Origin of the sequence: Paenibacillus planticolens (assembly GCF_013141725.1) — a bacterium.
GTDB classification, from domain to species: domain Bacteria; phylum Bacillota; class Bacilli; order Paenibacillales; family NBRC-103111; genus Paenibacillus_E; species Paenibacillus_E planticolens.
Genome location: NZ_WHNZ01000022.1, coordinates 261,585 through 280,966, shown reverse-complemented (window position 1 = coordinate 280,966; position 19,382 = coordinate 261,585). Strand labels below are relative to the sequence as shown.

Genomic DNA, 19,382 nt, shown 5'->3' with positions numbered 1-19,382 from the left:
AAATCAATGGATGGACGAGACTGGAAGAAATTTCTCCTGCCTTACGAACAAGCGGTGGAAGAATTGAAGGTGAAGTTTAAAACGCTGCGCGGCGAACTCAAAAGCAGAGAAGAATATGCCCCCATTGAATTCGTAACAGGCCGCGTTAAGAAAATATCAAGCATGCTGGAAAAAGCGAAGCGTTTGAACGTACCAATGGATCAATTGGAATCCGGTATCGAGGACATCGCGGGCATTCGGATCATGTGTCAGTTTGAAGCGGATATCGAGCGTCTGGCAGAACTCATCCGCAGCAGGCAGGATATGAGCGTTGTCTACGAGAAAGATTATATTACAAATAAGAAACCGAGCGGGTATCGAAGTTTTCATATTATTATTGAATATCCGGTACAGACGGCTTTAGGAATGAAGAGAATTTTGGCCGAGGTGCAAATTCGAACGCTCGCTATGAACTTTTGGGCTACAATTGAGCATTCCTTAAATTATAAATATAAAGAGCAACTGCCGGATGATGTCAGGGCTCGTTTGAGTAAAGCGGCAGAGGCCGCTTATCTCTTAGATCAGGAAATGTCCAGCATTCGCGGTGAAATTGTTGAATCGCAGAAAATGTTTGAAGATAACTCGAATTTAGTCAATAAAGTACTGAGCAACATTCAGGAGCTTTATTTCTATCATAGGGTTCGGGAAGCAGCTCAATTTCAGCTAAGATTCAACGAGATTTGGGAAACGGAAGACGGCTTGAGCGATTTGTCTACTGATCTTGAGATCGCAATCGCCCGAGCGAAAAAAGGAGATCTAAACTGATCTATGGCTGCTTACGATCGTTTATATGTGGCTTACCTGTATTATTTTAACGAGCTGCGCGATTATTTTGAATGTCATGAGGTGATGGAGGAGCTTTGGCTGGAAGAAGGCCGGAGCCCTCTATATCAAGGTCTACTGCAAATTGCAGTGGGCCTTTATCATCATGCGAATGGAAACGTAAGCGGTTCCATTAAGCTTTTTAGCGCGGGATTGGATAAATTGGCGCCTTATCCGGCGGATTCGCTTGGAATCGATTTGGGAAGCTTGGTCGAAGATAGCAAGTTCTATGTTGCGAGGCTCCACCGTATAAAAGAAGAACCTTTTGCTCCGTATGACCTTACAATCCATCTCGTTGATCCGGAACTCGTTGAACTTCTGGAACATATGAAGCAGCATCCACCCCAGCATGACGAGGAGGATAGCCATGATTGAAGTTCGCAAGCTGAGCAAATGGTACCAGGTCCACGAACGGGAGCCGGGCTTCGTCGCTTCACTCAAAAGCTTGTTCCATCGTAAATTTCGAACGGTTAAAGCCGTAGATGATGTATCCTTTTACATCCCGGAAGGCGAGATCGTCGCTTTTCTTGGACCGAACGGGGCCGGCAAAACAACAACGATGAAAGTGCTGAGCGGACTGCTTCATCCTTCAGGCGGTGAAGTGACGGTAGGCGGTTTTGTTCCTTTTCAGCATAAAAAGGAATTTAAGAAGCAGATTTCTTTGGTCATGGGGCAAAAAAGCCAGCTGATCTGGGATCTTCCCGCTGCAGAAACGTTTCTGGTGAATAAAGTGATTTACGAAATTCCCGATCAGGCCTATGAAGAAACATTGTCGGACCTGGTACAGCTTCTGCAGCTGGAAGAAGTGATCCGAAAGCCGGTCAGACAGCTGTCGCTCGGAGAGCGAATGAAGTGCGAGCTGGCCGCAGCGCTGCTGCACCGGCCCAGGATCGTATTTCTCGATGAGCCGACGATTGGGCTTGACGTGAATATGCAGGAAGTGATGCGGCGGTTCATTCAGGACTACAGCCGCAAATACAAAGCGACAATTCTGCTCACGAGCCATTACATGGCTGATGTTACAGCTCTATGCGAACGGGTGCTGGTCATCGGCAAAGGACGGCTTCTATACGATGGAGCGATCAACCAGTTGATAGACAAATATGCGCCTAATAAGCGCATTCGACTTCAACTGGCTGAACGCACTCAGGAGCATGAACTTGCGGACGTTATTCGCGGGATGGGAACGTTAGTGAATTTTGAATTTCCAAATGTCGATGTGGATGTGCCCAGAGAGCAAGTGTCCGTGCTTTCGGCAAGGCTGTTATCCAAGCTCAGCGTATTGGATTTAACGATCGAAGATCCATCCATGGAATCGGTGATCGCCCAAGCCTTTGAGGCGAAGACCGAAGGGGGAAGCAGCGGCTCATGAAGGGAATGGCTTTATTTTGGCAAAAATACCGCATGCTGCTTCGGGTTGAATGGGCGGTTATGTTTGCATACCGAAGCGAATCGCTGATCTGGATGGTTGGCGCCTTTATTCAGCCGCTTGTCTCTATGGCCGTTTGGTTGTCGATAAGCAATAATCAAACGGTTGGCGGCTATAATGCGCATGATTATATGGTGTATTTTCTTGGTGTTCTTTTGGTTGATCGTTTGACAAGCACTTGGGATGTCTGGGAGCTGGACACCAGCATTCAGGACGGATCGCTGTCAACGAAGCTCGTACGGCCTTTTCACCCCGTGCACTGGAGCATTTCTCAAAACCTTGTGTACAAGCTGTTTTTCGCGTTTATATTACTACCGGCGTGGGCGATAGCGGCAGCGTTGTTCCCGATGCTTAGGCTAAATATTTCCTTGGAAATAATCGTGCTTTTCTTCTGCGCTATTGTCTTTTCATCCGTGATCCGGTTCCTGATCGGCTTCGAGTTCGGCTTGTTGGCCTTTTGGACGAATCGGGCGACGGCCATTTACAGCCTTTACGAGGGCATTCATCTTTTTCTTGCAGGCCGGATTGCGCCATTAAGCATGTTTCCCTCATGGGTTGAAGAAGTAGCGGCATGGCTGCCCTTCTATGGAACCGTTGGTTTTCCGGTAGAGCTCTTAGTGGGCAAAATCGAGATTGGTTCGCCCGCAATTCTTACCAATTTCGCGATCCAATTCGCATGGCTTATCATTCTGCTCGTCACGTTTCGATTGCTGTGGAAGAAAGGCATTAAGAAATATGGGGCTGTTGGCGGATGAGAAAGGAGAGTGCAGCCTTCGATGAAATACGTGCAATTGCTTCGAGAGTTTATGCGTGCTTGCATCGTTGAAGAGTTCGAGTATCGCGCTAATTTTGCGGCAAATATATTGTCGACGGTGTTATGGCTGGCCATGGCGATATTGACGGTGCAATTGTACTTTTATCGGACAGAAGAAATTGGCGGTTGGGACTTCTACGAAGTGCTCGTGCTGCTAGGCATATTCAATGCGGTGCATGGGTTTATTGAATTTGTTTTACAGCCTAATATGTCTCGTCTTGTTAATCATATCCGCAAAGGGACTTTGGATTTCGTATTGATGAAGCCCGTAGACAGCCAGTTTTACATTAGCTTCAGACATCTTGTTTTCTGGCGATTGTCGGACGTTGTACTCGGACTTGCTTTGGTTGCCTACGCGCTTTGGCAGCTTGAAGTCATTCCTAGCTTGCTTATGCTTATTGAGTTCGCTATTGTTTTTGTGGCATCGCTTGCGGTGGTTTATTCGCTTTGGATGGGGATGATGATGTTTTCATTCTGGGCTGTGAAGGTAGACAATTTGTCTTATTTATTCAGCTCTTTTTTTGAGACGGCACGTTTTCCGGTTTCGGTGTACAAAGGATTTCTACGTTTCACCTTACGTATATATTTCCTATAGCTTTCATCACAACCTTCCCTGCTTCCGCTCTCATTGGACATATCAGTGGCTGGCAGGTTGCTTGGAGTGTGGGGATTGCGCTCGTTTGTTTGGCTTTGACACGTGTGTTATGGAAATTCGCGCTGCGTCATTATACGAGTGCTAGCAGCTGAAAATCGGTTACTGAAAAGGACTTCTCTCCGGCTGGGGATGAGGTCCTTTTTTGCTGCTCAATTGACCTTTCATACATAATTTTGCGGCCATCAGGGAAAACTTTCCTTAAGCAGGCCTGATTTTAACATGAATGTGGTGGTGGCGACAATGCGGATATCGTGGACCAAGACACTGCATCAACTATTCAATCGTGACAAAACTCCAACGGAGCAATCTCAAGAGCAGAAACAGCCCTTTTCGCAAATAAGCATTTCCGGCGATACCACGTTGAACATCGAGCACATCCAAATAACCTTTGGCAAGAGCGCCGATCTCAAAACCGGTGAACTCTACCTGGCACTAGAAACGGATTGCAAAATAGGCTTTGCTTTCCTGGAGCAGATGGTAAATAAAACATTGTTTCAGGATATCATGAACGGCTTAACGGCAAAATCGACTGAACTCCTACTAGGCTTAGAAACAGGATTCTATGAATTACCCGATTTAATGAAGAATATGCTTCAGACGTATGGAGAAGTCCAAACGATCAGCGACTATCAAGAAGTGTGCTATCGGATTTTGTCAGGAGAAACCGTCATCTTTGTCGAAGGTTATACACAGGTACTATCCGTTAATACATCTGCGGAAGAACAGCGTTCCGTGGAGGAGCCGTCTACGCAGTCCGTCGTGAGAGGTCCCCGCGATGGATTTACGGAGTCCATAGGCACGAACATTTCGCTCATCCGAAAGCGTATCAAGAGCCCGAATTTATGGCTGGAAAGCATGACAATCGGCAGAGTTACGCAAACAACAGTGGCGATCATGTTCATTCACGGCATTGCGAACGACAAAATTGTAGACGAGGTGCGGCAGCGGCTGGGGCGCATTGATATTGACGGCATTCTGGAAAGCGGCAACATCGAGGAGCTCATTCAGGATGAAACCTTCACGCCGTTCCCGACCGTGTACAATACCGAGCGGCCCGATGTGATTGCGGCTGGGCTTCTGGAGGGGCGCATCGCCATATTGATGGATGGAACGCCTTTCGTGCTGGAGGCGCCTGTGATCTTCACGCAGTTTTTTCAATCGGCGGAGGACTATTATCAACGTGCTGAATTTGCAACGCTGCTACGCATGCTGCGGTATATGTGTTTTTTCATCTCCTTGATGGCACCTTCCTTCTATATTGCGATGACGACTTTTCACCAGGAGCTCGTGCCAAGCTCATTACTGTTCAACTTAGCTGCACAGCGGGAAGGCATTCCTTTCCCAGCCTTTGTGGAGGCGCTGCTGATGGAAGTGACCTTTGAGATTCTGCGCGAAGCCGGGGTTCGGCTCCCTAAGACGGTAGGTCAAGCCGTATCGATCGTAGGTGCGTTAGTGATCGGACAAGGAGCTGTGGAAGCGGGGCTGGTATCACCGGCTATGGTTATTGTTGTGGCGATTACAGCGATCGCTAACTTTGTCATTCCGGCTTTTAGTATGGGAATCCCCGTGCGAATCATCCGTTTTATTTTGATGATATTTGCAGCTACCTTTGGCTTATTCGGTATTACTGTTGGCTTAATCGCAATGGTTCAGCATCTTTGTTCCCTGCGTTCATTTGGAGTTCCGTACATGTCTCCAATGGCGCCGTTCGTATTGGCCGATCAGAAGGATACTATCCTCAAATTGCCGCAATGGGGCTTGTTCTCCAGACCTCGATTTATTAGTCAAACGAATATCATTCGCGAAAACAATGCCCCGACAAGTAAACCAAGACCAGAATAAAGGGGGGATCTGCCAATGATAAGATTAGCTCGTATTCTCTGTACGCTAAGCTTACTTGGCTTTGTACTCTCCGGATGTTGGGACCGGCATGAATTGAACGATTTGGCGATCACGGTTGGCGTAGGTTTCGATAAAAGCGGAGATGAGTACTTAGTTACTGCGCAAATCGTAAACCCCAATGAGGTAGCTTCGAAAAAAGGGGCAGGCTACAGCACGCCCATCACCACCCTTTCGGCGAAGGGAATTTCAACGCTGGAAGCAGCAAGGAAATTGACGACTTCAGCTCCCCGTAAATTGTTTGCTTCCCATTTGCGCATTATCGTCATTGGGGAGGAGCTGGCCCGCGAAGGGGTGGCCAAAGTCTTGGATGGCATCACCAGAGACCATGAAATCCGATCCGATTTCTACATCATCGTTGCCAGAGGTACGACCGCCTCCAAAGTGCTGCAAGTGTTAACGCCAATCGAAAGGATTCCAGCCAACAAAATGTTCAAAACGTTGGAAACTTCAGAGAAGGCATGGGCCCCGACGGTCAGCGTTCGCATCGATCAGTTTATAAGCAATCTTAGCAAACCGACAACCGAGGCGGTATTAACCGGCATTCGAATCAAGGGCAATCCAGAGACGGGGAAGTCGAAGTCGTCCTTAGCGGAGACAGAACCTATCACTAATTTGCAGTATACCGGGTTAGCTCTCTTTAGACAGGACAAGTTGATCGATTGGCTGAACCAGGATGAAAGCAAGGGATATAACTATATTATGGGGAATGTCAAAAGCACGATGGGGCATCTGGAATGTCCCAAAGGCGGAACGTTAACCGTAGAAATCGTTCGTTCAAAAACCAAAGTCAAAGGGCAAGTGACAAACGGCAAGCCGGCAATCAACATTCACGTCATGATGGAGGAAAATATAAGCGAAGTTCAATGTGAGATCGATTTGCTGGATCCGGACACGATACATGAGATCGAGAAAATCGCCGCCAACTCCCTAAAAAAAGTCATGACTTCTTCCATTAACAAAGCAAAGGAGAATAAAGCGGATATATTCGGCTTTGGTGAGCTCATTGAGGATGCGTCCCCCAAGACGTGGAAGAACATAAAGCAGGATTGGCCAAATGAATTCACCCAGCTGCAAGTAAATATCTCTATAGATTTGCATATTCGCCGCCTAGGTACAACGAATAACTCCATCATTTTGCGCCCTAAGGAGGATTGATAACATGTGGATCATCATCTCGATTGTCATCATTGTTGTTCTCACGGGTTTGCTGGAACTCCCGGACCTGCTGAACAAACAGCTCGCTGCAGAAATCTGGGTATTTTCTTCCCTCTTATTCATAGGAGCATTGTTTTGCATTTTGCATTTTGAGAGGGTGGCGCTTCCGAATCCACTGGATTGGATTACCTATGTGTATCATCCAGTCAGTCAGTTTGTTTTTGGCATTCTAAAATTGAGGTGAATCACATGATTGAGAAGGGAAGGATCGGTGTCCATCAGTTTACGATTTTGACCATTTTGTTTACGATTGGCAGTTCGATTCTTATCGCACCTTCGGGGCTCGCCTATGATGCTAAGGAGGATGCATGGATTGCAGCCATTCTAGGACTCTTATTCGGCTTGCTGCTCGTCATTTTATATCAAGCTCTTGGTCGGCGTTTTCCCCAGAAAACGTTGGTAGCCTATTGCGAGGAGCTCATGGGAAAATGGTTCGGCAAAGCGATCGGCTTGCTCTATTTCTGCTTCTTCTTTCTTCTGGCCGCATTGGTGCTTCGCAATTTAGGCGATTTTATTTCAACCCAGGTCCTGGTGGATACTCCGCTGCAGTTTACGCATATATTCTTTCTGGCCATCGTCATTTTGGGCATTCGCAACGGGCTGGAAACTTTTACGCGCACATCGGAAATTTTTCTTCCTTGGGTGTTGACCTTTTTCTTCCTCATGTTTATCCTGCTTCCAACCCAAATGAAAACAAGCAATATGCTGCCGGTACTCGGATATGGGCTCAAACCTGTTGTACGTGCGTCAATTCCTCTGATTGGAACGCCGTATATGGAACTTGTCGTCTTTTTAATGATTATGCCCTTCGTCAATCAGACCCAAAAGCTGGGGAAGGCGTTTCTCGCAGGGGTTTCCATTGGGGGCTGCTTGCTAATTGTCATTTCGCTTCTATCTATTCTTGTGCTGGGCGACGATTTAACCGCGATTCAAATGTATCCGAGCTTCTCATTAGCCCGAAGAATCTCTATTGGCAATTTCCTCGAACGTCTTGAGGTTGTTATGGCGGGGATTTGGTTCATTACCATCTACTTTAAGCTAACGCTCTGTCTGTACGCGTCTGCTGTGGCATTAGGAGAAATTTTTAAACTGACAGAAATTCGCCAGTTATATGTTCCTTTGGGAATGAGCCTGCTCGTTCTTTCGATCATCGCTTACCCGGATGCGTCCTATTTCGTTCAGTTTTCCTCTAAAATTTGGGTCTTTTTCTCTGGAACCTTCGGGCTCGTTATCCCCTTGTTACTGCTCCTCTCCGCTATTTTACGAAAAAAACTCAGAAGCCAATAGATGAAAAAAAGCAGCGGATTCCGCTGCTTGGGCCATGCGTATTAACCTTTGTATTTTTGGAAAAAAGCTTTAAATACTTCCGGCGTATTGCCGCCGGTGCCTCCGTTTTCAGGAACACCGCCAACGATACGGTCCACTTCTTTGCCGTCTTTGTAATAAACGAGGGTCGGTGTGGAGTCGATTTTATACTTTTCCCAGCCGTCTTTGAATTCTTCTAAATTGAATTGCTTCACATCAAGACCCAATTCTTTTTCCATAGGAACAAGGACCGGAGTGGTGATTTTACAGTGCGGGCAGGTGGATGCGTAGTAATATTGGAAAAAGGTTTCTTTGTTCTTCAGCCTTTGATCGAGATCTTTAGGCAGAATAAGATTTTGATAGTTCGGGTCATTCAGCTGCTTCACAGTTTCGGGATTTAGCTTAGACGCTGCAACGCCGTAAGGATTGCCAGCGTTCGCTTTATCCGATGATTTGGTAGACTGCTGATTGACGAAATACAAACCCCCAAATAAAATAACGACAATGCCTAGATAAATAAGCAGTTTCTTCATTTCATGCACCTCATCTTGTGTTGGTTACTTACTATTAATTTCGATAAAAGTATAGCATATCCTGTTCGTATTTTGAAAATAATTGGCTGTTTCGTGACAGTTCAGCTATAATAGCGATGATAAAAGAGGAAAGAGAAGTAGATCAGATGACGAAGCAGCTGCCGCCCTTGTTTAGGGATAAAATGATGGATTTATTAGGGGAAGAAGAATTCGAGCTCTTTCTGTCTTCTTATGACCAAGCGAGGTCTTACGGTTTAAGAGTGAATACGGGCAAAATCGCGAAAGCTGACTTTTTGGAAAAAAGCCCTTTTGCGCTTGAGCCTGTGCCATGGACTTCAGAAGGGTTTTACTATGAAGAAGGAGAACGTCCTGGCAAACATCCTTATTATCATGCAGGACTTTATTATATTCAAGAGCCCAGCGCGATGGCGCCGGCGGAGCTGCTGCAGGTTCAGCCGGGTGAAAAGGTGCTCGATCTATGCGCGGCTCCGGGAGGAAAATCTACCCAGATTGCCGCGAAGCTGCAAGGCGAAGGCGTCCTCGTCGTGAATGATAACCATTCGGATCGCGTAAAGGCGTTAGTCAAAAACTTAGAGCTCTTCGGAGTTCGGAACGCAGTCGTATTGAATGAGCGGCCTGAACGGATGTTAAACGTGTTTCAGGGTTATTTCGATAAAATATTAATAGATGCCCCTTGCTCAGGGGAAGGGATGTTCCGTAAGGAAGAAGATATGATGCAGCAGTGGGAGCGTCATACGGTGCAGGAATTTGCCGAGATGCAGAGGGAACTGCTTGGGCAAGCGGCTCAAATGCTTGCGCCCGGCGGCACGATCGTGTATTCCACTTGTACGTTCTCGCCGGAAGAAAATGAGGCCCAGATTGCGGAGTTTTTGGACAAGCATCCTGTGTTTGAAGTGGTGCCGGTTACGCGGTTTGAAGCTGGGCATCCGGATTGGCTGCGTGAGCCGTGGTGTGAAGGGGATTATTCGCCTCGTGCACGTGAGGCGGTTGCGGGTACGGCGCGGCTTTGGCCGCATCGTTTGCGCGGTGAGGGGCATTATGTGGCTGTGCTTCGGAAGGGTTATGGGGTTGTTGCAGGGATGGATGAAGGGACGGTTGCAGGGACGGAGAAAGGGACGGTTGCCGACTTTGTGTCGGCATCGGGAGCGGGGGCGCGCAGCGGCCGTGAGGCGCTGCGTGGAAAAGGCCGCGCGGGGAGCGATTCCCGCGTGAGTTTGGAGCCGCTGCAAGCGTTCGAGAACGAGCTGCTGCGCAGCGAGCCCTTCGCCGAATTGCGGCTTGTGTGCTACGGCGAGCACGCCTATGCGTCGCCGGCGAATTTGCCTGAGCTGCACGGACTGAAAGTCGTGCGGCCAGGCTGGTACATCGGCGCGCTGCACCGCGGCCGATTCGAGCCGTCCCATGCGCTAGCCATGGGACTGCGCATGCGCGAAGCGAAGCGAGCGCTGAGCTTGGCTTCGAGCGACGAGCGAGCCCTTCGGTACTTGAAGGGCGAGACGCTCGAAGTCGCGGAGAGCGAGATTATCCGCGATCCGGAAGTGACCAAGGCAGCCAAAGGCTACTGCCTTGTCTGCATTGATGAGCATCCCGTCGGCTGGGGCAAGTGGCTGGACGGGATGCTCAAGAACGAATACCCGCCTGGCTGGAGGTGGACCTAAGCGGTCATGAAACAAACACAAAGGCTCGATAAAATACTCGCCCATGTAGGCGTCGGCACGCGCTCTGAACTAAAGCGCCTTGCTAAGGAAGGCTCGATTTATGTCAACGGCGTGAAGGTCAAAGACAGCGGGATGCAAGTCAATCCCGACAAGGATATCATTCAGGTAAACGGCGAAACGGTGCTTTACCGGGAGTTCGTCTACCTGATGATGAACAAACCGCAAGGCGTTGTTTCTGCTACGGAAGACAATCGCGATCGGACCGTGGTTGATCTTTTGGATGCGGCTTATGCGCCATTCGAAGTCTTCCCTGTCGGCCGATTGGACAAGGATACAGAAGGATTTCTTTTGCTTACCAATGATGGGAAGCTCGCACATAACCTGCTCTCTCCCCGCAAGCACGTCCCAAAAACCTACTTTGCAAAAGTAGAGTGGGAGGTTACGGAGGCGGATATCGAGGCATTTTCGCAAGGTGTTACCTTGGATGATGGGTACGAAACGCTTCCGGGTATTTTGAAAATTGTGAGTACCGGTAACGAAGCTGGTGGAGTGCTCTCCGAAATCGAGTTAACGATTATGGAAGGTAAGTTTCATCAGGTGAAGCGGATGTTCCAAGCGGTTGGTAAGAAAGTCGCGTACTTAAAACGAATTTCCATGGGGCCGCTTGCCTTAGATCCGAATCTGGCTTTAGGTCAAGTGAGAGAATTGACGGTTGAAGAACTGACTGCTCTGCAAAATGCTAATGAAGTTCAAAATTAGAGATTTACAAAACTACTAGTATATGGTATTTTGAGATAATAAAAATAGTTTTGTGCGGAAGAACCGCCCATGTCATCGTTGAGTTTAGTACTTCGCGATGTCAGGGCGGTTTTTTTGCGGAGAAAAGGGGTTCTTATGCAAACAAGATTATCTGTTTTTGGAATTGCCATGCTTTGTGCTGCATCCATTGGCTATGATGTTATGGGTTCTTCTGCGCAGAGTTTGATTCGTTTCAAAGATACGACTCAGCATTGGGCGGAGCCGTCCATTCTAACGGCTGTTGAGAAGAAGTACGTCGATGGCTATGAAGATGGAACATTTAAGCCTGACTCGCCAATCAGCCGTGCTGAATTTATCAAAATGGTGGCGCTCGCTACGGGTGAAAAAGTTAATCAGGTAGGGGGAGATGGATGGTTTCAGCCCTATGTGGATCGGTTGAAAGCGCAGGAAATTATCCCTGCCGAGTTTCCCGAGCGATACAATGAACCGCTGCAAAGATACGAGATGTCTATTTTGAGTGTTCGAAGTGTTGATAAGAGTTTGAAAGGGACTATGGTTGATTCTACGAAACTGGGATTGATTCATGGGGTAAGCAGTACTGATCTGGACGTGTATGGGACTAGCACGCGTGCCCAGGCGATTACGATCATAGAGCGGATTCTTGCAGCTAGGAAGGGGGAAAAGCTGCCGGGCGATAAGTATGCGGCGAGTGCGGCGGAGATTGCTGCTACTGGGAGTAATGTGGGGACGATGTTGGGGTTGAAGGCGCAAAATATTGGGAATACCTGGAGTGCGGGTCAGGGGGCTACAGTGAAGTTAGAGCAGGTAATCATAGCTGATCCATCTGATGAGTATGATCCTTTTATGGCGTATATCGATACTTCACATTGGAATTCTAGAGTGGATAAACAGAGAGATTTTGTGGTTATGGCTAAATTCACAGTACAAGTCGATGAAACTGCAGATGATAGTTTTAATTTAGGTGGTTATCAATATCTTACTTTGTATGATGGAACAGGACCATTACATGTCTCGAATGAAGCATTGCCACGTGTAATAAGATTTGCTGTTCCAGGAATTTATACTGGATTTGTCTCTTATGGCGCTAGAAGAGATCTTGCTAAAACAGGAATAGGATTTGATTTAGTCAGTAATAAAGTAGTTGTTGCAATACCTTAGGAGGGAGTTACGTTTGCAAATTCTTTTTGTGAGGTTTGTACTAGTTCTTTTATGCTCTCAAATAATTATGTCTTACATGGAACCTACCCAAGTTCAAGCTGCTACAATGAAAACATTATACTATGACTATGAACAAGATATTTTTAAGGAAATGACTAGTAATGCGCAATTTTCTGCTGCGCCAATTAAACAGGTAAACAAAGACTTAAGTCCTTATTTATCAGGAAATATTACTTCAGTAAGAATATTTAATAATGGTTCAGAATTAACATGCTCTGATTGTACGTCAGGCACAGTAATCTATATTTCATCAATAACTGGGAAGAAAGTACATGTATATGGGGTGTCTGAAACTATGCCAGGTCACCAGATATACAGGCAACCATTAGGGAAGATCTGGGAACATAAGGGCGAAGTCACTCCTCCTGTAGAGTTTAATGGTATAGCTGGAAATCCTTCATCCTATCCAGGACTTATACCTTCAATGGGAAGATATAGGTATACTTCAAATCCTTACGACTACCGAGAAATAGGCGGTACTAAAAATGGACCAGATCTACGTTATACATATGATTCGCCTCAGTACAAGATTTCTGGTAAAGCTGACACTTCAGCAAGTGGAGATATTGAAAAAGATTATGGTAAAGAGGGATGGGCAGTAACAACTGCTTATGAGGTTAATCGACCCAATCGTTGGTTCGAAAATGAGAATGCGGTCTCGTTAGAATTTGGTTCGCCAGAAATAACTGACGGAGACAAATTAGTACAGAGTACTATTTCTATCATTGGCGCTAAACAGCATCCATTTTCCCAAGCAATTCCCTTATCATATGGAAAAGGGAAAAAAGATGGTACAGGAATGATTAGAACTATGTTGCCACTAGATAATTCAGTAGATTCATTTTACTACGAAGAACAGGACGCAATCACCGGCGGCCAAACTCCACCTTACGGTCTACTACGAAACTATTACATGTACGCCATAGGTCTCTGGAAAGGAGAAACCTACAAATACCAAACCTATATCGAAGTCACCTACACCCCGCCCAACAAACCCGATCTAGTGGCATTATCCATTGATGCAGGCAATTGTGTCCCCATGGGTTCTAGCACTAACCTCATTATCAAGTTCAAAAACGCCGGTGTTGTCATCCCGAGCGGTACTTCCTTCCAAGTAACCCTTGCTGCTGACGGCACAGTATTCAAGACTTTTACCTACACGGCAGGACTGCCGCCAGGGGAGACGAAAACCGAGACAATCCCCTATACGTTCAACAGTATGAAAAACATCACACTAACCGTCGATGCCAATGACGATATCTCAGAATCAACTTCCTCGAATAATGTATTTTCTCAAATTATTAATCCACAAACGAGCTGTTCGCCTACAGGCGGCAAATACTCCGGCAAAACTTCTGCCGACAAACCTTCTATCCCATGGAAAGATTCCAACCTTATCAAGGCAGATTGGACAATCTCTTCCGGCTGTACACCTGTTAGAGGACGCTTCATTCTTTCTCAGACGACTGGAGAATATGTTCAATACGGTTGGAGTACGCTCAGCAGTGCGTCAACGAGCGATATGTCTATTTTTGCTTACGGAATGATGGGCTTCATTGGTTATCCCGGAAACATGCAAAGCGGTCAAATAGATATTTCTTACAAGCTGGAGGATAGCTGCGGAGGGACTTCATATTTTTATGAGGGGAAGTTTACGCTGGGTCCGAAGCCTCCCAATCGACCGCCTCAGTTCGAAATCGGATGGTTTCCAGACAACGATTACACTAGTCGTACGCCTATAACCGAGGCAGTTCTCGGCGATAAAGTAAATGTGAGGCTGCTGCCTGAAATGCTGCCAGATCGTTACGATCCTGACGATGATTTTGTAACTTTCGAATGGTTGTTCTCGGACAGTTCAAGTTCTTGGATCAAAAGTTTTCCTTCCTTGGGTTATTCAAAAGGAGAAGATAAACTGACATGGCTAACGGCATCAATAGCCGCCGAACACAAGATTTCGGCAAAAATGTGCGATGATAAAGGGAGTTGCACACAAAAGGATGCCACCATAACCATTACTCGTCCAGAACCAGATCCTTGCATAAATGTCCCCAGCCGTGTCGTGCAAAATCGTCCTTTGGCCACTAACGCTATCAATGGAGCCTGCAGCCGAGCAGCTAAGAACCGAACCATCTCAGAGTATTTTTGGACGAATAAGCTGCCAGTCTACCCCAATGTCGGTATTGAAACGATTACGCTCGAAGTTAAAGATAATTATGGCGTACGGAGTCTGCCGGAAAATAAGGCGATCAAAAATCTGAATGTTGTTGAGGATAAGCCTCCCGTTGCCGGGATTAACCTTCCGCTTTTTGCGGTTCGCGGTGATGTTCCTTTCAGAGACATTTCGTATAGTCCGGACGGAGATATCATTGTAGAGACTGGGATTACCTATGTGTATGACAGTAACAACGACGGATTATTTAATGATCACATGCCGCTGAATATACCTATAACTGTTGGCGGATCTGCACGGCTTCCTGCTGCCAAGGTGGGTAACTATAAACTAACGGTTACAACAAAAGAAGATTGGGGACTAATAGACACCAATTCTTTTGTAATTGATATCAGAAATGATTCTCCCGAGGTCGCATTTACGGTTACGAGCGCAAATCCAGAACCTCCCATTTTTCAAACGGTAAATGAGAACGAAATGTTAATGGCCTTTGGCGATCAGTGGGAAGGTTCAACACTTACAAACGCAAATCTGCATAAAACAAAGGAGATTGGACTAACCTTTAACCCTGTAACCAAAGCATTTACTTCCCACTATGCAAAAGCTCCATACAAGGCTCCCGCAAGTGCTTTGATTTTTACCAACGCTGTAGCGACAGTGGGACTTGACGTAGAAAGTAATTACAGTACTCCAACCCTATATGGCACTCAGTACTTAGGCAATAAAAGCGGAGTAGCAGTTCTTGGTGCTATTCCATATACCGTGCAAATGGCCAATTCGCTAGGAATAACTTATGGGCAGCCTTCAACTACTCAGCTTAGCGGGGATAACTCTGCGCAAACAGCAAGCCATACTAGCAATTACTTAACCTATGACGCTAAAGGGGGAAGCTATAGTCTATCCTGCAAATATTACTATGCAGCAAATTCAGATGTTAACGATACCTATCATTGGTGGTGTGATTATACGAGAAAAGATGCCTCTGGCCAAACTTCCTGGGTAAAAAGCTTTGAAAGTTACTACAAATCGGTTTCCAGTTTTTTCGCTCTTCCTACCCAGCCTAACCAAATAGCAAATGCTAACAATATGGAGATCAATGATGACGGCACGAAAATAAAAATACCGTATACGCTCCTAAATCCCAGTTACTGCTATTATTGCGGTGGCGGAGATCCCTCGCTATGGTATGACGTGGAAACAGGGCGGGAAGTGCCTGCCGCAACGATCACAAGACCGAGTTTAAATAGTGGCGCTATTTATGAGGACTCCGAAGTAGCCGTCTATGCGCATCAAGATTATGTGAGTACATACAGTAATTCCAACTATACAAACAGTAGCGGCAACTCAGCGGATAGAGGAACTTACACCAATTACCTTACTTCGTATAACAAAATAACGGGGATTACTAGGCGATTAGATGTCAGTATCGTTAATCGGAACGATAGCAGTCAATCCAGGTATGGAAGTGTTATAAGGGGGGATGCTTGGGAAAGCTCAACAAGTTCATTCGTACAAGTGAGATGGGATGTTTCTGAAGATGGCTACGTGTATGTGGCAGACGGATTCAATAAGGTGATCATCGCAGATAAATTTGCCACTAAGATTGCAGAATATACAACTGCTAATTTGCGTCCCAAAAACGATCACAGTAATGAGCAATCGTTGTACGAAAGTAGAAAGTTTACGATATTAGACTCCGGATTTGGAGCAGACGGTGAATATTATTTGCAACTGCAGGAAAGATATCACAAGCTCAGAAGGTATAATTTTAAATGGGAATCTTGTGGAGGCTGCAGTTCCGGCAGTCTCGTATCCAGCTATGACGAAGATACGACCGGCTCTTTTAACAAATATTATTTGTACACCATTAAAGGAGCAATGGCCACTCCCAAAGTGTACGCTTCATCGGAAGTTGGTCAAATTCTAAAAAAAGACACCGATATCACCGATGCGGACTACTATTTTGACTTTATGCAAACGAGTAGGAATACTAGCGTAAATGCACCTTCAGGCATTATTTTCAGGGCGCAAAACAACAAAAATATGTACAGGCTGGAAATGACATCGAATCGGATTTCTTTCGTTAAAATAGTAAATGGGAATCGTTTCGAGCTGAGATCAAGCCCGATTAGTTTGACTGCGACGGATTTTATAAACCTCAAACTTTCGGTTAGAGGGTCAAAAGTGAAAGTCAGATTAGGGCAGCTTCCTATCTTTGAAGCATCGGATTCGACCTTTGCTTCAGGGACCTACGGAGCATTCATTGGGAGCTTCGGCGCTCATTTTCGCAACGTTTTTGTTAAAATTCCAATAATAGATAACACGACAATAAGTGATACGGGAATTGCAGGAGAAGAATTAACCTACGGAATAACGTATGAGGACCTAGAAAACGACCCGCATCTTACGGAGCAAGACAAATGGAAGTATGAGCATACGAATGCTGCCAAATTTTTGGATGCAGGGGATGGACAAAGTGGATTGTCTGTCTATCACGGTCAAGTGGTAAGAGGCGGCCCAGTGAAAATATTGGATAAAGTCGGTTTGTATATGTTGACCTATACCGGTTCCGACGACCCGGCTCCACCAGGCTATGCGTTTCCTAACGGGATTTTTGCCAGTTATTTATCTGAGTCCGATCCCTCTTCGAGAAATATTTTGATTCATCGTAGACCGGTAAGCAGGATAAGCTGCACCCAAGATTTGTATTACAAGGTATGGTGCGATGATTCTATGAGCTACGACCCGGATCGATGGTTATCGTCTGATAATTATTCTACGGAGTCTACAGGAATTAACTATGCCGTTACAAAGGGAATACTTGAGCGCAGATATGAATATATCCTTCCGGACGGAACAACAGTATCGGGACTTATCGATCGGGTCAAAGAGATGGGGCTATACACATTCAGGGTAGCTGTAAAAGATGAATACGGCGCGTGGTCTGACTGGGCAGAGTCCTATATTTGGCTACAGGCTCCGCCTGTAAATCATGCCCCTTATGTCGATATTACGAATCCCGCCAGCGCTGAATTCAGCAACCCATCCGGGGCGCAGGCATCAAATCCGCTGATCACTTGGAATGCGGTTGATTACGACGCGGATAGTTACATTGTAAAATCTGAAATCGATATTCAATATTACTATTACGACTACAATAGCAATCCGCAGTATAGGTGGGTAAGTCAGTTTTATCCTGCGGTTGTTACTTCAAACAGTAACCTCAAAAGTGACGGTGTGACAGTTGGATTAAGTTATACCGCTGCAATGTCGTTGCAGGATAACCGAATTTACAAGGTAAGGATTCGCGTGCAGGACGAGAAAGGAGCATGGTCTGAGTGGTCGGAGAAATATTTCATTAAAGGATATCCTCCTTCCGCTGTTTTGACTTTTCCAGACGGGACACGGTTAAATCCTACTCCGATTGCCAGTGGGATGCTAATCCCTTCGTGGAACCAAACGGACGAGGACGTGTCTACGGAATATAAAAACTTCCAATATAGAATCCTTGATGAAAATGGCGCTCAAGTTACCTACAATGATAATGGGTATGCCAATAACGCCATCCGAGGAGGCAGCTACGCTCATGGATGCAGCTATGATAAAGGTTCCGGTACGTGGCATGGTTGTCAGTACTATACCTCGAACAGTTCTTGGACGGTACATCCCATCGAGCAGTTTGGCTTGTCGGTAATCGCAGGCAAACCCGGCCCCTACCAAGTTCAGGTTCGTGTGAATGACGGAAGATACTGGTCTGAATGGTCCAACTCAGGATGGTTCACTTTGAACAGACCGCCCTCTGCGGCTATGAAGGTGCCGAATGGGACTCAGGCTGTGCCTACGATTTTCTCAGAACTTCGGCCCACGTTTCAATGGACACAGACGGACCCTGATCCCGGTACAAGGTTCAGCTATTTTCAGATTCAAATTACCAATGAGTCGAATGATGTGATGGTACTGGACACTGGACAATTGTACCAGGGAACGGCTGCAGCACAAGGCAGCTGGCAAGCCGATCGCGATCTTCCTCCCGGTCAAAAACTTCGTGTCAGAGTCAGAGTATTGGATGGAACGGCTTGGTCTGATTATTCAGAGCAAACATGGTTTTACATCAATCGGCCTCCTGCAGCTGAATTTGATTGGACGCCTAAACCGGTTTGGGAAGGCGATGTGGTGCAAAGCATCAATTCTTCATTTGATCCTGATGGCGATACTCTTAGCTATGTATGGAAATTGGAGCAACCCAATGGGACTGTGATGTTATTTTACTCAAAAGATATCAAGCAAGAGTTTCTCGCTCCCGGCACCTATAAGGTAACTCTTACGGTATCAGATGGCCTGCTATCAAGCTCAATGGTTAAAATGATTGCAGCAGCGCCGCTGACGATTCGATCGGACGTAACGTATACCGACAATTGGCTGCTTTTACACGAAAAAAGCGGTCATCAGACCGCCGCTGTGCCTAAGGATTTCTACTCGGGTGAAATATTCGTCGTAGCCTGTCAGAGCTCGCCGGCACCTGTTGACGAGGTTACAGCTTGGCTGGATACGACCGGTTTGGATGCTAAGCCGCTATATGTATCGGAACGTTTAATGGCGTCTGCAGGAGATTCTACTATGTTTGGCGGAGAAATTTTCGATGCCAGATTTCAATCATTCTCGGAAGGTCTGCCGCTAGGCTTGCAAACGATTCATTTTCGGATCCGATATCGCAACGGGGTTGTAAAAACGGAAGAAATCCCCGTCCATATCATCGGCAATGTCAATCAATCCGTCGGTGTTCATAGAGTTCAATAAGTATAGGAATTAATTGCGGTCCTA

At 46.3% G+C, this 19,382-nt stretch carries 13 protein-coding genes and 1 pseudogene; 13 read left to right on the top strand and 1 reads right to left on the bottom strand.

The annotated features are described in order from the left end of the window. Positions 1-6: 6 nt before the first annotated feature. From yjbM to GC097_RS12295, 9 genes and pseudogenes are all read left to right on the top strand, one after another. A complete protein-coding gene (yjbM, locus tag GC097_RS12335; protein WP_171683592.1) occupies positions 7-804 on the top strand; it encodes a GTP diphosphokinase in 798 nt (265 codons plus the stop codon). Between the two features lie 3 nt (positions 805-807). Next, complete coding sequence (locus tag GC097_RS12330; RefSeq protein WP_171683591.1) at positions 808-1,236, top strand: DUF309 domain-containing protein; 429 nt, start codon at positions 808-810, stop codon at positions 1,234-1,236. Further along, positions 1,229-2,233 (top strand): ABC transporter ATP-binding protein, encoded by a 1,005-nt coding sequence (locus GC097_RS12325; protein ID WP_171683590.1) that lies wholly within the window; start codon positions 1,229-1,231, stop codon positions 2,231-2,233. The genes GC097_RS12330 and GC097_RS12325 overlap by 8 nt, the downstream gene beginning before the upstream one ends. Continuing rightward, positions 2,230-3,045 carry an ABC transporter permease gene (locus GC097_RS12320; protein WP_171683589.1) on the top strand — a complete coding sequence of 272 codons (816 nt, stop codon included), beginning with the start codon at positions 2,230-2,232 and terminating at the stop codon, positions 3,043-3,045. The genes GC097_RS12325 and GC097_RS12320 overlap by 4 nt, the downstream gene beginning before the upstream one ends. Positions 3,046-3,066: 21 nt before the next feature. Beyond that, positions 3,067-3,851, top strand: a pseudogene (locus GC097_RS12315) (ABC transporter permease). A 148-nt stretch (positions 3,852-3,999) separates the two neighbouring features. Continuing rightward, the gene (locus GC097_RS12310) at positions 4,000-5,601 is read left to right on the top strand and encodes a spore germination protein (RefSeq protein ID WP_171683588.1); all 1,602 of its coding nucleotides are present in this window, start codon (positions 4,000-4,002) and stop codon (positions 5,599-5,601) included. Positions 5,602-5,616: 15 nt separating this feature from the next. Continuing rightward, positions 5,617-6,816: a Ger(x)C family spore germination protein gene (locus tag GC097_RS12305; protein WP_171683587.1), complete on the top strand. Its 1,200-nt coding sequence runs from the start codon at positions 5,617-5,619 to the stop codon at positions 6,814-6,816. A 4-nt stretch (positions 6,817-6,820) separates the two neighbouring features. Then, positions 6,821-7,060: a hypothetical protein gene (locus tag GC097_RS12300; RefSeq protein ID WP_171683586.1), complete on the top strand. Its 240-nt coding sequence runs from the start codon at positions 6,821-6,823 to the stop codon at positions 7,058-7,060. 5 nt (positions 7,061-7,065) lie between these two features. Next, entirely contained in the window at positions 7,066-8,163 is a 1,098-nt protein-coding gene (locus GC097_RS12295) for a GerAB/ArcD/ProY family transporter (protein ID WP_171683585.1), read from the top strand. Between the two features lie 41 nt (positions 8,164-8,204). On the opposite strand, the gene GC097_RS12290 is transcribed toward GC097_RS12295, so the two are convergent. Next, a complete protein-coding gene (locus tag GC097_RS12290; RefSeq protein WP_171683584.1) occupies positions 8,205-8,714 on the bottom strand; it encodes a thioredoxin family protein in 510 nt (169 codons plus the stop codon). Positions 8,715-8,830: 116 nt separating this feature from the next. Here GC097_RS12290 and GC097_RS12285 point away from each other — a divergent pair, with 116 nt between their 5' ends. The 4 genes from GC097_RS12285 to GC097_RS12270 all read left to right on the top strand — a co-directional run bounded on the left by GC097_RS12285 (position 8,831) and on the right by GC097_RS12270 (position 19,358). Continuing rightward, entirely contained in the window at positions 8,831-10,393 is a 1,563-nt protein-coding gene (locus tag GC097_RS12285; protein WP_376768383.1) for an RsmB/NOP family class I SAM-dependent RNA methyltransferase, read from the top strand. Positions 10,394-10,399: 6 nt separating this feature from the next. Continuing rightward, positions 10,400-11,152 (top strand): pseudouridine synthase, encoded by a 753-nt coding sequence (locus tag GC097_RS12280; protein WP_171683583.1) that lies wholly within the window; start codon positions 10,400-10,402, stop codon positions 11,150-11,152. A 135-nt stretch (positions 11,153-11,287) separates the two neighbouring features. Further along, the gene (locus tag GC097_RS12275; protein WP_171683582.1) at positions 11,288-12,331 is read left to right on the top strand and encodes an S-layer homology domain-containing protein; all 1,044 of its coding nucleotides are present in this window, start codon (positions 11,288-11,290) and stop codon (positions 12,329-12,331) included. An 859-nt stretch (positions 12,332-13,190) separates the two neighbouring features. Further along, a complete protein-coding gene (locus tag GC097_RS12270) occupies positions 13,191-19,358 on the top strand; it encodes a glycoside hydrolase family 78 protein (RefSeq protein WP_171683581.1) in 6,168 nt (2,055 codons plus the stop codon). The last annotated feature ends 24 nt before the right edge of the window (positions 19,359-19,382 follow it).